At 39.3% G+C, this 12,641-nt stretch carries 10 protein-coding genes; 7 read left to right on the plus strand and 3 right to left on the minus strand.

Annotated features, from left to right (window positions below; all coding sequences use genetic code 11):
- The 4 genes from P20480_RS17475 to P20480_RS16665 all read left to right on the plus strand — a co-directional run.
- Window positions 1-820, plus strand: an 820-nt coding sequence (locus tag P20480_RS17475) for a hypothetical protein (protein ID WP_033024891.1), incomplete at its 5' end; no start/stop codon positions are given.
- Complete coding sequence (locus tag P20480_RS16675; RefSeq protein WP_008126537.1) at window positions 813-1,676, plus strand: hypothetical protein; 864 nt, start codon at window positions 813-815, stop codon at window positions 1,674-1,676. The genes P20480_RS17475 and P20480_RS16675, both read left to right, overlap by 8 nt.
- A 237-nt stretch (window positions 1,677-1,913) precedes the next feature.
- A complete protein-coding gene (gene dinB / locus P20480_RS16670) occupies window positions 1,914-2,915 on the plus strand; it encodes a DNA polymerase IV (protein WP_008126540.1) in 1,002 nt (333 codons plus the stop codon).
- Between the two features lie 116 nt (window positions 2,916-3,031).
- Window positions 3,032-4,567: a M17 family metallopeptidase gene (locus P20480_RS16665; protein ID WP_008126542.1), complete on the plus strand. Its 1,536-nt coding sequence runs from the start codon at window positions 3,032-3,034 to the stop codon at window positions 4,565-4,567.
- Between the two features lie 50 nt (window positions 4,568-4,617).
- Here the strand turns inward: P20480_RS16665 and P20480_RS16660 are convergent, their stop codons facing one another.
- Window positions 4,618-6,255 (minus strand): methyl-accepting chemotaxis protein, encoded by a 1,638-nt coding sequence (locus P20480_RS16660; protein ID WP_006794285.1) that lies wholly within the window; start codon window positions 6,253-6,255, stop codon window positions 4,618-4,620.
- Window positions 6,256-6,456: 201 nt separating this feature from the next.
- On the minus strand, window positions 6,457-8,682 hold the full coding sequence (locus P20480_RS16655) for a S9 family peptidase (RefSeq protein WP_008126545.1): 2,226 nt from the start codon (window positions 8,680-8,682) through the stop codon (window positions 6,457-6,459).
- Between the two features lie 113 nt (window positions 8,683-8,795).
- Here P20480_RS16655 and P20480_RS16650 point away from each other — a divergent pair, with 113 nt between their 5' ends.
- Both P20480_RS16650 and P20480_RS16645 read left to right on the plus strand, forming a co-directional pair.
- Complete coding sequence (locus P20480_RS16650; RefSeq protein WP_008126549.1) at window positions 8,796-9,194, plus strand: HIT domain-containing protein; 399 nt, start codon at window positions 8,796-8,798, stop codon at window positions 9,192-9,194.
- Window positions 9,195-9,226: 32 nt separating this feature from the next.
- Complete coding sequence (locus P20480_RS16645) at window positions 9,227-9,754, plus strand: protein tyrosine phosphatase family protein (RefSeq protein WP_008126550.1); 528 nt, start codon at window positions 9,227-9,229, stop codon at window positions 9,752-9,754.
- A 41-nt stretch (window positions 9,755-9,795) separates the two neighbouring features.
- On the opposite strand, the gene P20480_RS16640 is transcribed toward P20480_RS16645, so the two are convergent.
- Window positions 9,796-11,484 carry a dipeptidyl-peptidase 3 family protein gene (locus P20480_RS16640; RefSeq protein WP_008126553.1) on the minus strand — a complete coding sequence of 563 codons (1,689 nt, stop codon included), beginning with the start codon at window positions 11,482-11,484 and terminating at the stop codon, window positions 9,796-9,798.
- 289 nt (window positions 11,485-11,773) lie between these two features.
- Here P20480_RS16640 and P20480_RS16635 point away from each other — a divergent pair, with 289 nt between their 5' ends.
- Window positions 11,774-12,613: an HDOD domain-containing protein gene (locus P20480_RS16635; RefSeq protein ID WP_008126555.1), complete on the plus strand. Its 840-nt coding sequence runs from the start codon at window positions 11,774-11,776 to the stop codon at window positions 12,611-12,613.
- Window positions 12,614-12,641: the final 28 nt, after the last annotated feature.

The raw sequence follows: 12,641 nt of genomic DNA on the forward strand, positions 1-12,641 counted from the left end.
AAATCTCAATTACTTACATTTCTTCTTTAAAGAGGGGAATAATAGCGAATTGGCAAATGAAATACTTGTGCCACTTATCCGCAAAAGGTTCCCTAGAGGACAAGAGTACTTTACGAACCTGCGGTGGTTGATTCAAGGAACTACCATCTCAGATAGAGATAAAGTTCTGTTATTGGTTAATAACTTTGTGTACTCAAAAGACGGGTGGTTTTCTAGTTTTGTCGACAAGGATTCATTACTCCAAGCTGTTACGATCGATAAAGATATTGCGCAAAACTGTTTAGCGTCAGCTTTATATTCTTTTTATCAAAATAAAGACTATTCATCCAAAACGACGGCTAACCTAATTATCGCTTTTGAATATGTAGGCATTGATAAACAGAGTGTTTTATCAATGTATGAAAGAGGTTTTGATTTCATCAAAAATAGGTTGCCAGACGAGAGTGAATTTGAATGGGAAAATTTAGATTACATTGAAATATCTGAGATGAATGATGATGAAAGAGCAATTACATTGCTCCTGAGTAAAGCAAACAATTTAGATTCATCAGTTCAACGAGAGATTATTTGTGCGTTAAATTACTTAATTAAAAATCACACTAACCTTTTAATCAAACCCCTTAGCTGGTTTTTCGATAACTTTCATATGTTTCATCACTCAACAATTGCCTCAATCCTTGAGCTTATATCGATTGAAATAAAGCAGCTTAAGTCATTATTGCTAGAGATAAAGCCATCGATAAAGAAACTTATAGGGGCGCAAAACTTGTACATACACAATGAAGTTGAGAGTATTTTTAGTGGGTTAAGCAATGAATAGTAATATCATAAACGTAATAAACAACTCTAAATTTATCAATTATTTAAATTCCTTAGGGGTTGAGATAGACGATGTAAGAAACGTAATAATACAGAACTTTAATGAAGATGAATTTGAGCACTTTATTAATAGATCCAACGGGATGCTTTCTCCGAACACTTATATCTATGATTTAGTTTTTAAGCATGTAAATGAATTTTTATATCAACAACATAGAGAATCAGTCATTTTTGAAGGTGATGGCAAAATAGATGTTAGATCAATGATTGCAACATCTAACTCTCTTGTAAATAGGCCCAACTTAGTAAAGCCGCTTGATAAATCAACTGGATTTAGTGCTCCAGATGAATTAAACGATTTTGTTGTCATTGCTAGATTTGAGCGTCAGTTTGAAGCTAGAGATTATGGCAGCAACACCAGAGGCAATCGCGTAGTGGTATGTGAAGGTTGCCTGCCAATGAAAATTAAAACGAACCCCTTGAAAAGCTTTCCTTGTACTCAAGACATTTGGAAAGATGAATACTGTTATGGAACTCCAGTCATCCAAGGATTCTGTTTTAATGAAAATAGCTTAGAGGCAGCACAAGTTATTTGGATGAATGGTGAACTGCTGAGTATATTAGGTTTGAGTGTAGATCATCATGATAACGGACTCAGAGCCATAAATGAAAATGGTGAAGTCGTTTTGATATATCGTTACTGGAGAGAAAGTTTAATCGGAAAAGGGGCTTCCTTTGTTGGTTTAGATTCCAATATCTCAAAATTAGAAGGTTGTGATTTAATTTTGAGAAAAGACTTCTATAAAAAATTAAGAGCGATTATTCCCAATATGGCTTTTTATACAGAGGTAATTTAGTTAAATATACTTAAGAAAAAAATTATTATATTTAAGCTTGTAGAGTATGTCTGTCCTTCGTCATAAATTACTATAACTGATTAACAACTGGCTGATTTGTGTAGACTTACTTTAAAGCACTATAAAAAGGTTTTTATAGTGTAGGTTTTAATTGTAGGTGTGAAAGGCCTTTTTAAATAAGCTTAAGTCGTCAACCTACATTTTTATACCCGAGGTTTCGTAGGTGCGGCGGTAGAAATGCGAGACAACCCAAAGCTCGCAAATGTACCGCTTGCTATTGGCGGCAACAGTCGGCGTGGCGTGTTATCTACCGCTAACTATATAGCCAGAGAGTTCGGCGTGCGCTCTGCGATGTCTAATTACCATGCTAAGCAATTATGTCCCGATTTGGTTATTGTGCCCGGACGTATGGCTGTTTATAAAGAAATATCGAGCCAAATACGCGAAGTATTTAGTCGTTACACCCACCTTGTAGAACCACTTTCTCTTGACGAAGCCTACCTTGATGTTACTGACAGCAAAGCGTGTAAAGGCAGTGCGACACTCATTGCTCAGCAAATAAGAGCTGATATATACAACGCAACAGGGCTAACCGCTTCTGCAGGTGTGGCCCCAGTTAAATTTATAGCCAAAATAGCCAGTGACGAAAATAAGCCAAATGGCCAATTTGTTGTACTGCCTGATGAGGTTGACCCATTTTTAGAACAGCTGCCGCTAGGAAAAATTCCCGGTGTGGGTAAAGTCACATTAGAGAGATTAAATCTTAAAGGGCTTTATACAGGGAAAGATGTGCGTGAAAAAGGGGTGAACTGGATGCAGCAACACGTTGGTAATTTTGGTGTGTCGCTTTATCAAAAATGTGCGGGAGAATACATTGGTAGCGTTTCAACCGAGCGAATACGTAAGTCTTTAAGTGTTGAGCATACCTACGAATACAATAAAACCAGTCTGCAAGAATGCTTGGATCAGATCCCTAGCTTAATAGATGAATTAACTCGTAGGCTTGATAAGCAACAATTACAAAGTCGTATAAATAAATTAAGTGTGAAAGTGAAGTTTGCTAATTTTGTGGTGACCTCAGCCGATCAGGCTTATCATCAATTAAATACCGAAATTTTTGTTCAGTTACTCACTAAAGCGTATCAACGTGGTTTGCAGCAACCTGTTAGGTTATTAGGTATTGGCGTTGGTATTAAAAGCCAGCCTGAGCATAATTTACAATTGAGTATTTTGGATTGATGCGTGACGCTTTTACAAAGCGTTTTAGATAAATTAAACGCTTATCGCATCTTACTGGTCTTCAATATACAAATCGACGATAATAAAGGTCTATGTTTTTAACAGGATCTGTATTTATGGCATACCCTAAAGCTGTGTTAGCTCAATTAACAAGCGCTAGTCTTGAATGTGCATCACATGACGCACTGATCATCATAAGTGATGACTTTTCTAAATTACCTAATAATTCTCTTCGCGATGCCGTTTTAGCTCAGTCAAAAATTGATGCGCGCATTGGCAAGCAGGTAACCTTACTTGTTATTGAAAATAAGCGTGTAATTTTAGCGCCAACGGGGCCGCTAAATAGAGATTACGACGATGTTCGTCGTTACTTTGATGCCGCTAAACTGGCAATCAATGAAGCCAAGTTATCAGGTAGTGTTAATCCAGCCTTGTTTTTACCAAGTTTGTCAGGCGATAGCCGTTATCAGCATGCATTAGAAGTTTCATTTTTAGGTATGTGCCAAGCACTTTGGCAGCCTTTAGAAGCGCGTGAGTACCACGGCGAAGAGATTGAGCCGATAGCCACTATTGGGTTAATTAATGCGAGTTCACAAACAGTTAAAGCTGTTAATGCTATTGCGGCTGGCCAGTATGCTGCTCGTGATTTATGTGGTACCGAGCCTGAGCGCATGGCGCCACCTCGCTTTGCTGATTATTGTGTTGATTTATTTAAAGGCACAAATATAGCCGTTGATGTAATAGATGATATTACGGCTATTGATAAACATTACCCCATGTTAAGTACGGTTGCGCGTGCATCTTATGCGGTTGAGCGTCATCATCCACGAGTTGTTAAGCTTGAGTATGTGCCTGAGGGCGAAGTTACCCGCACTCTTATGTTTGTTGGTAAAGGCCTAGTTTACGATACCGGCGGTGCAGATCTAAAAGTGGGTGGTTATATGGCGGGTATGAGCCGTGACAAAGGCGGTGCTGCCTCGGTTGCAGGGTTTATGAAAGCCGTGGCTGACTACCAACCAGAAGGTGTGAAGGTTATTGCTTACCTAGCGGTTGTGCGTAATTCAATTGGGTCTGACTGTTTTGTACCTGATGAGATAATTACAAGCCGCGAAGGTGTGCGCGTACGTATTGGTAACACGGATGCTGAAGGGCGCTTGGCAATGGGTGATCTACTAAGCGAAATGAAAGATTTAGCTAAAACAGAGGTTAACCCTACATTATTTACCGTTGCGACGCTTACAGGTCATGCCGCACGGGCAATGGGCCCTTATGGTGCCTATGTAGAAAATGGCCCAGCAAGGCTTGCTAAAGTTTCGCGCCAGATTGCTGATTGTGGCGATTTATGGGCTGATGGTGCAGAAGTATCACGATCGCGCCGTGAAGATTACGACTTTATAAAGCCACGTACGCTGGCGGATGATGTGCTTTCAAGTAATAACGCAGCTTCTGCGGTAACGGCACGTGGTCACCAATTCCCGATGGCGTTTTTAGCTGTTGTTGGCGGGTTAGACAAGCACGGAACAGACTCTACACAGCCGTTGCCATACGTGCATATGGATATTGCCGGTAGTGGTGTCGAAGGTGGTGATTGGCAACATGGCAAACCAACAGCAGCATCTGTTGCTAGTTTATTTGCCTGTTACTGCTTATAAAGTTAACTACTTAAATGAAAAAGCCCTGTTTAACAGGGCTTTTTTTATACTCAATTTAATTTGAATCGATTAACAATAGATGAAAGCTCCGTACTACTTTGTTTGAGCTTATCACTGGCGCTATTGAGTTGCTTGGTATTATCTAACGATTGCTCAGTTGATTGAGATAAATCGTTTATGCGCAGGTTCACCTCATCTGCAGCTTGAGTTTGCTGCTCTGTTGCACGTGCAATTTGGCTGTTCATTTCAGTGATAACAGATACGAGTCGCTCAATCTCATTGAGTGAGTTATTAGCAGAGGATGCCTGTTCAACGGTTGAGACCGAAAGCGTTTGGCTGGCTTTAACTGCGTCTACAGCCGCCCGGGTACCTTCTTGTAGTTTACTGATCATTGATTGAATTTCGTCAGTGCTTTGTCCTGTTCTACTGGCAAGCGTACGTACTTCATCGGCAACGACTGCAAAACCCCGACCATGCTCACCAGCACGTGCGGCTTCAATCGCAGCATTAAGCGCGAGTAGGTTTGTTTGTTCAGAAATACTTCTAATTACATCCAGTACAGAGCCTATGTTCTGACTTTCATTTGCTAAGTCTTCTGTTACACGACTTACTGTCTCGATGTTTGCCGAGAGTGTTTCTATGGCGGTAATTGTTTCTGCGACTACATGTTTACCCGTTGAAGCGTTATGTGCTGCATCATTAGCGGCTTGCTCTGCCGCTTCTGCGTTGCTGCTCACATCATGTATTTGATGGGTCATTTGCTCCATTGCCGCTGCAACTTGTGTCGAGCTGTCGTTTTGTAGCTCTATGAATGATTGGCTAGTTTTTGTTGAGTCATCAACTGTGTGTGCGTGTTCGTTAACATCGTTTGCGCTTTGCGACACATGTACTAACGATTCACGCATTTTTGAAACAAATAAATTAAATGAATGCGATAGCTTCGAAATTTCATCGTTACCTTCTTCATTTAAAGTGCGGGTTAAGTCGCCTTCACCCTGCGAAATATCTTTCATCATGTTAGCGGCAAGTCGCGTGGGTAGTAATACACTGCGTCCTATAAAGTAACTAAACACAATAACAGCTATTATCATCACTACGGCGTTTAAAATAATAAGGTTACGTTGAGACGAAAAAGCAGCATCTATGGTATCTAAATATACACCTGAGCCAATTATCCACTGCCATTGGTTAAACCCTTTTACAAAGGCAACTTTATCAACGGGTTGTTCTTCACCGGGTTTTGGCCACTTGTAAGGAATAAAGCCTTCGCCATCTTTTTTAGTAATATTAACCATTTCAACAAACAACGCTTTACCGTCTGGATCTTTATTGTTAGTTAAATCTTTACCTTCAAGGGCGGGTTTTATTGGGTGCATTACCATTTCTGGTTGGTAGTTGTTTATCCAAAAATAATTAGTTTTGTCATAGCGTAAAGCACGAATTGCATTCATTGCTTGCGTTTGTGCCTGCTGCTGTGTGAGTGTGTTGTTTTGTTCAAGTGTGTGAAAGTGTTCAATAATACTATAAGCAGTTTCCACTACATTTTGTGTTTTTAGGTATTGTTCGTATTTAAGGGCTTTATATTGGTTGTTTAAGCTAGAAACACTCAATACAATCAAGCCAAAAATAACAATGCCAACCAACATAGCAAAACGCTGAAAAATACTAAAACGTCGAAGATTAAGCATGTGCGTATCCTTTAATTATTTGCACAAAAAAGTGCACCAAATAAGTTTAGTAAAAATATGCGTTTAATCTAGGGCTAGTTTATATTTCGAGGTTAAATTTAAAGCTGTATTTGAGGCATTTAACTAAGGCTGAGTTTAAGACTCTTTTTAAATAAAAAAGGCTGATTAAAAAATCAGCCTTAATAAGTTAGTTACTGTTTGTTATTTAACATCAAAATGACGGTTAAAGAAATTTGTAATAGTTTGGTGTAAATGAGTTTGAACTTGCTTACCGCGCAAGCTATGTTTTGAACCTGGGTAGGTCATCATTTCAAACTGTTTTTCACTGTCTTGTAGTTGTTTAAATAGTTTAGTTGCATGAGTAAACAATACATTGTCGTCTGCCATACCGTGATAAATCATTAGTGGTCCCTTAAGACCATCGGTATATGGAAATACTGCGCTAGCTTCATAACCTTTTGCATTTGTATCAGGGTGACCTAAATAACGCTCTGTGTAATGAGTGTCGTATAATGCCCAATCAGTTACCGGAGCACCTGATACACCGGCATTAAAGTAGTCACCAGCTTTAAACATGGTCATAAGCGCCATATAGCCACCGTAGCTATGGCCGTAAATACCAATGCGTTTAGCATCTACGTAGTCAAGTGTACGTAAAAATTCAACGCCTTTAATTTGGTCGCGTACTTCAACGTCACCTAGGTTTTTGTATATAGCGTCTTCAAACTTTTTACCACGGTTGTACGAACCACGGTTATCAAGTTGAAAAATTACATAACCTTGCTGCGCCATATATTGAAAGTATAAGTTTTTACTGCGCCAGCTGTTTGTAACGCGTTGAGCATGCGGGCCGCCGTATACGTTAACAATGACTGGATGTTTTTTACCTGCACTCATATTAGTTGGTTTGAATAAGCGGTAATGCATTATTTGTCCATCGTCGGCTTTTAACGTGCCATACTCAGGTGTTGCTAAATTGCTCAAGTAAGGTGTAAGTGGGTGGCTGTTATCTAGCTTGTTTTCTTCAAGCCAAGTAATAAATTCGCCGTTAACTTTACGCAGTGCTGCCGACTTAGGCTTATTAACAGAAGAACTTGTGTCAATAAAGGTTTTATTATCTTTTGCTAGCACTACGTTGTGGTACTGGCCTTGTTCAGTGATTCGTTTAGAGTCACCTTTTTTAAATAAAGGTGCGCTGTATAAGTGGCTTTCAAGTGGTGTGTCTTTTCTGCCAGCAAAGTACACAATGCCTTTTTTCTCATCAATGCCTTTTAGGCTATCAACAGCCCAGTCACCCGATGTAATTTGACGAACTAACTGTCCATTTGTGCGGTAAAGATAAAGGTGCTTAAACCCATCACGCTCAGAAGCCCACACAAAGTGTTTTTTGTCTTTTAAAAAAACGAGATCAAAATGCAGATTGATCCATGTATCGCTGTTTTCTGTTAGGGCTACTTTTTGCTTTTTAGACTCAGAGTCATAAAAGCGAAGTTCGAGTGTTTGTTGCGAACGATTTTGCCATTGGTAAGAAAGTGTTTTGCTGTCTTTTAACCATTTAGCGCGAGCAATGTAAATATCTTCGTCTTTACCTAAATCAATCCAATCAACATGTTGATTGTTTAATTTAACCACACCGAGTTGAATTTTAACGTTGTCGGTACCGGTAAATGGATAACGTTGATTAAAGAGCTTTACTTCGTCAGCGTATATTTCGTTGCGAATAGCTTCTTTAACAGGTGACTCATCAACACGTGTATAAGCAATTTTAGTTTCATCGCCCGACCACCAGTAGCCAGTCATGCGGCTCATTTCTTCTTGTGCTACAAATTCGGCCATGCCATTTTTAATAACGCCGCCACCGTCTTGGCTTAATTGAATTTCTTTACCTGAATTAAGTGCTAATGCGTATAGGTTTTGTTCGCGTATAAACGATACATAGTTTCCTTTTGGCGAAAAGCGTGCATCGGTTTCAAATGCATCTGTGTTGGTTAGCTTTTTACTTTTAGCTGAGGCTAAGTCGTAGTAATACAGATCGCCATTTAGCGGAAATAAAAGTGCTTTGCCATCGGTTGACCATGTGTACTCTAGAATACCTTTGCCAAAAATACGTTGGCGTTCGCGGCGTGCTTTTTCTTCGTCTGATAGGTTTTCAGGGCCAGAAAATAATTCGGCTGAATCGACCAATACACGATTAGTGTTATCTTCTAAGTTGTATTCCCACAAATCGTAGCGGTTGTAGTCGTCAGTTTTACCCTGTAGGTAAGTTACACGGCTTCCATCTGGCGAAAATTTAAGTTGAACGGGAGATTTACCAGACAGGCTTGGATCATCAAAAATGCGCTCTAGCGATAAAGGTTTTGCTTGAACACTGATAGCGCCCACAATCAGTGGTACAGCGAGTGAGAGGTGTTTTATTTTTTTTAGCACAAGGTTACCTTAGCTCAGTATAAATATTATTTTGAATGGTAAAGCCAAGCGTGTGCAACTGCAACTAAATGCTATAAAGTAGCAATTATTAAAGATTAACAAGGAAAAACACAATGACAGATAGCGACTTTGAACTGGCCGTTGAACTTAAACGAGATTGTATAGAGTTAGCCGATTGGCCACTGTGCAAGGTGCTTTTATTAAACGATAGCCTGTACCCGTGGTTTGTATTAGTGCCTAGGCAAGCTGGTTTAAAAGAAATAATCGACTTATCTGAAGACGATCAAGTGGTGTATTTAAAAGAGTCTGCAAAACTAAGTAAGTTACTTATTGAGGTTTTTAACCCAGATAAATTAAACGTCGCAGCTTTAGGGAATATGGTGCCGCAATTACACATTCATCATATTGCACGATTTAAAACTGATAAAGCGTGGCCTGCGCCAATATGGGGTAAGTTTGCGGCGGTCCCTTACACTGAAGAACAAATAGAAAAAATAAAAGCACGTTTTTAAAAGCGAAAACATTTACACAAGTGAGGATTAATATGAAATTACTTAAAACCCTGAGTACTAGCTTATTTATTATTGCGCTATCGGGCGGTTATGTTACAGCTACTGAGCCGCTAAATAATACTGAGGTTGTAAAAAAGGCAGATATTAAGAACTTTGCTGCTCATAGCAACCTTGTGTATTCGGCTGCGCAGCCTAGTAAAGAGCAATTAAAGCAATTGTCTAAAGCAGATGTGAAGCACGTTATAAATTTACGTGGAGCAAATGAACAAGATTGGGATGAAGGCGAGTTTGTTCAGGCGCTTGGTATGGATTATCACGCATTACCTATTTCTGGCGCGCAAGATATTACAGTAGAAAATGCCCGCAACTTAGCCAGTTTACTTAAAAAGCTAAACGGTGAGCCAGTTTTGGTTCATTGTGCAAGTAGTAATCGGGTCGGTGCTTTAGTCGCTATATCAGCCCATGAAGAGGGATTAAGCGTTGACGAAGCACTCGAAAAAGGAAGACGTTGGGGGATGAAAAGCCTTGAATCTAAAGTGCGTGATATTATAAGCAAATAAAAATAAAGGCGTTACAAGGTTAACTGTAACGCCTTTTAGTTTTAATTAAGACCAAGTACGTCTTTACCTTGTTTAAAGGTCACATCTACTGGGATGTTTGCTTGGCTTAGTTTTTCTAAATCTTTGGTGAGAGACTCTTTAATATCACCGTGGGTTGCAATCAGCTGGTCGACTTTTTGGTAATCGCCGTCACCTTGCAAAGTTAAAATTAGACGAGAAAGCTTCGCCATAGCAATACTCATTTTTTCCATATTAACGCGGTAAAAGCCTTCTTCATTTTTAGAAAATGCGCCTTCTTGTGCAAAAAAGTTAAAGCGAATCATATTTGCTTTACCGTGTGCACTTGACGCGCCAAAGCGCACTGAGCGGAAAATACCGGCCATAAAAGTAATGTAGTAATCTTCAATGGTTCCTTCGCTGATTTCGCCTTTATTTAATAATTGCTCAACCATGTATAAACCTAAAATGTCGGCTTTACCTTCTTCAAGTGCGCTTGCGTGCTCTTGTAATGATTGGCGAACCGTTCCTTTACCCGTAATGGTATTTTTAATACCTAAACCATGCGCTACTTCATGGAACATGGTGTTTGCAAAAAAAGCATCAAAGGTAATGTGCTTTCGTTGTTCAGGCACGATTAACTGCTCTGAAATAGGCACTAAAATTTTATCAAATTTAGCGCGCATAGCATTTTTAAGTTGTAGGCGGCGCGTGCCTTTTTCTAACTGTACCTGTTCATCGTTAGGTAAGTTGATTGCAATGGTTTTGCTGCCTGCATTTGAATGACCTGCATAATAAACAACGTCGTAGGCATTTAAGTCAGCATCTGAACCAGGTACTTCGTGTTTGTATTTGTCATCAACAGGTAAACCTTTTTGAAGTTCAGGCAAAAAGGCTGCAAACTTGGCAAGACGTTCGCTCCACTTTAAATCTTTGATTAATACATAAGATTCATAGGCAGTACGGTAGCCAAATAGTTGATCTTCGTAAGTTTCAATTGGTCCAATAACAACATCAATGGGGTTATTTTTCATGTCCATCCACGCAAAATCAGAGACCTGAAAGTCATCTTTTTGCAGCGCGTCCGCACGAAGATTTAAGTAATTTGCAAATTCTTTATTGTCGGCAAGTTTGCTGGCTTGGCGAAGAAGGTCGGCTGCCTTTGCAAGTTCTGTTGCGTACTCTTTTGAGTAAGGCACGCTGTAAAGCTTGCCTTGTTCGTCGCGTTTGATAATTGAGTATAAGCCTGTTTTGTCTTCAACGTCTGCGTTGTTAAGCTCTTCTTTAGTTATATCCGCTGGGTAAAACTGCGCACCTAATGACTTTTCTTTATAACCTGAAAGGAACGTTTCATCGCCATTTAAACGATCCCACGGGCCGTAGTTTATGTCAGCAAATTTGCGAATTTGTTGATCGGTTAGCTTTGCTAAAAATGTCTCTTTATCTTCACCAAATGCTTGTTTCCAAAATAAGGCATCCATTATTTTTGACGCATCTATAAGGATGGCAATCATTGCTTTTTGATTGTCACTTAAGTGTGATAAATCGCTTTGTAAGCTAAAGTCGGTATATATATTTAAGCGTTGTTCATCAACATTAATAAGCTCAGGCCCCATTACTTTTACGGGTGTTTGCGATGTGGTCTCGGCTGGTGACGAAGGTTTATCTGAACACGCACTCAGAAAAACAACACCAGAGAGTAAAATGGCTTGGCTAATTTTATTTAAGATCATTATTTTGCCTATTTAAAAGTTAATTTAATGATAAGTAGATGCTTGTTGGGAGGCTCGTTGACGGCACGCTACTATATTGTGCCAGCATTAAAGCAAACCTAAACAGTAAATAGCAAGTATTAGGCGGTGTATGGGCAATAGTGTCGTTGAAAATGAGGGGCAGAAATAAAGTTATAAAATTTTCTTAACTTTAACGGTAAGTTAGGCAATACTGATTGTAAGTTTATTATTATAAAAATTAACTGTTGTAGCGTGTAGTAATATTACAACTAAAAAGGATGACTGCTTTATGTCTACAGAGAATGCATTATTAACAATATTAGTTGATAGAATAAATAACGATACACTTGTATTACCTACACTCCCTGAGGTTGCGATTAAAGTCCGCCAAGCTGCAGACGATCCTGAAGTTAATTTGATGCAAATGTCGGAAGTTATTTCACAAGACCCTTCGTTATCTGCTCGTATGATCAAAGTGGCTAATAGTGCAATCATGGGACGTGCGGTTAAGGTATCTACCTTACATCAAGCAGTCACCCGTATTGGATTACGCCAAATTAAAAATATAGCGACAGCGATGGCAATGGAACAACTATTTGTTTCTAACAACGACCTTATTAAAGGCTATATGGGTAAGGCGTGGCAAAAAACATTAACTGTGGCGAGTCATTCCATTACGCTAATGGAGTTTTACTTACAAAATAATAAACGTACCTCGTTAAATCGCGACTCAATTACCTTAGCTGCCTTAGTTTATAATATTGGTGTGCTGCCTATCTTAACTGAGGCTGAGCGTCACCCTGAAGTGTTTGCAAATCCTAGCTTCTTGGCACATGCCATTCAAAAACTAAGTGGTAAAATTGGCTCATCAATCATGGATGCGTGGGAATTTCCTGCAGAGTTCTCCGATGTAGCACTAAGTTGGGCAGATCCAAGCTATAAACCAGAACAAATAAGTTATGTAGATTTTATTCGAATTGGGGCTATTTTAGAGGGGACTTTACAGGTATCTGATAAATCAGCTGCTTTACAAACGTATATAGATAAAGGTGTTATTTCATCTATGCAGTTGTTCTCAAGCGATGAATACAACGAGATGCTTGTAGATGTAAAAGACATGTTTAGCTAATTAAGCCTTAAATTTAGCGCAATAAAAA

The sequence above is a fragment of the Pseudoalteromonas sp. BSi20480 genome, from assembly GCF_000241365.1.
GTDB lineage: Bacteria > Pseudomonadota > Gammaproteobacteria > Enterobacterales > Alteromonadaceae > Pseudoalteromonas > Pseudoalteromonas marina.

Excerpts from the sequence above, each read along its gene's own strand:
- P20480_RS16675 (WP_008126537.1), top strand. The coding sequence starts at position 813 with ATGAATAGTAATATCATAAACGTAATAAACAACTCTAAATTTATCAAT.
- dinB (WP_008126540.1), top strand. The coding sequence starts at position 1,914 with ATGCGAGACAACCCAAAGCTCGCAAATGTACCGCTTGCTATTGGCGGC.
- P20480_RS16665 (WP_008126542.1), top strand. The coding sequence starts at position 3,032 with ATGGCATACCCTAAAGCTGTGTTAGCTCAATTAACAAGCGCTAGTCTT.
- P20480_RS16660 (WP_006794285.1), bottom strand. The coding sequence starts at position 6,255 with ATGCTTAATCTTCGACGTTTTAGTATTTTTCAGCGTTTTGCTATGTTG.
- P20480_RS16650 (WP_008126549.1), top strand. The coding sequence starts at position 8,796 with ATGACAGATAGCGACTTTGAACTGGCCGTTGAACTTAAACGAGATTGT.
- P20480_RS16645 (WP_008126550.1), top strand. The coding sequence starts at position 9,227 with ATGAAATTACTTAAAACCCTGAGTACTAGCTTATTTATTATTGCGCTA.
- P20480_RS16640 (WP_008126553.1), bottom strand. The coding sequence starts at position 11,484 with ATGATCTTAAATAAAATTAGCCAAGCCATTTTACTCTCTGGTGTTGTT.
- P20480_RS16635 (WP_008126555.1), top strand. The coding sequence starts at position 11,774 with ATGTCTACAGAGAATGCATTATTAACAATATTAGTTGATAGAATAAAT.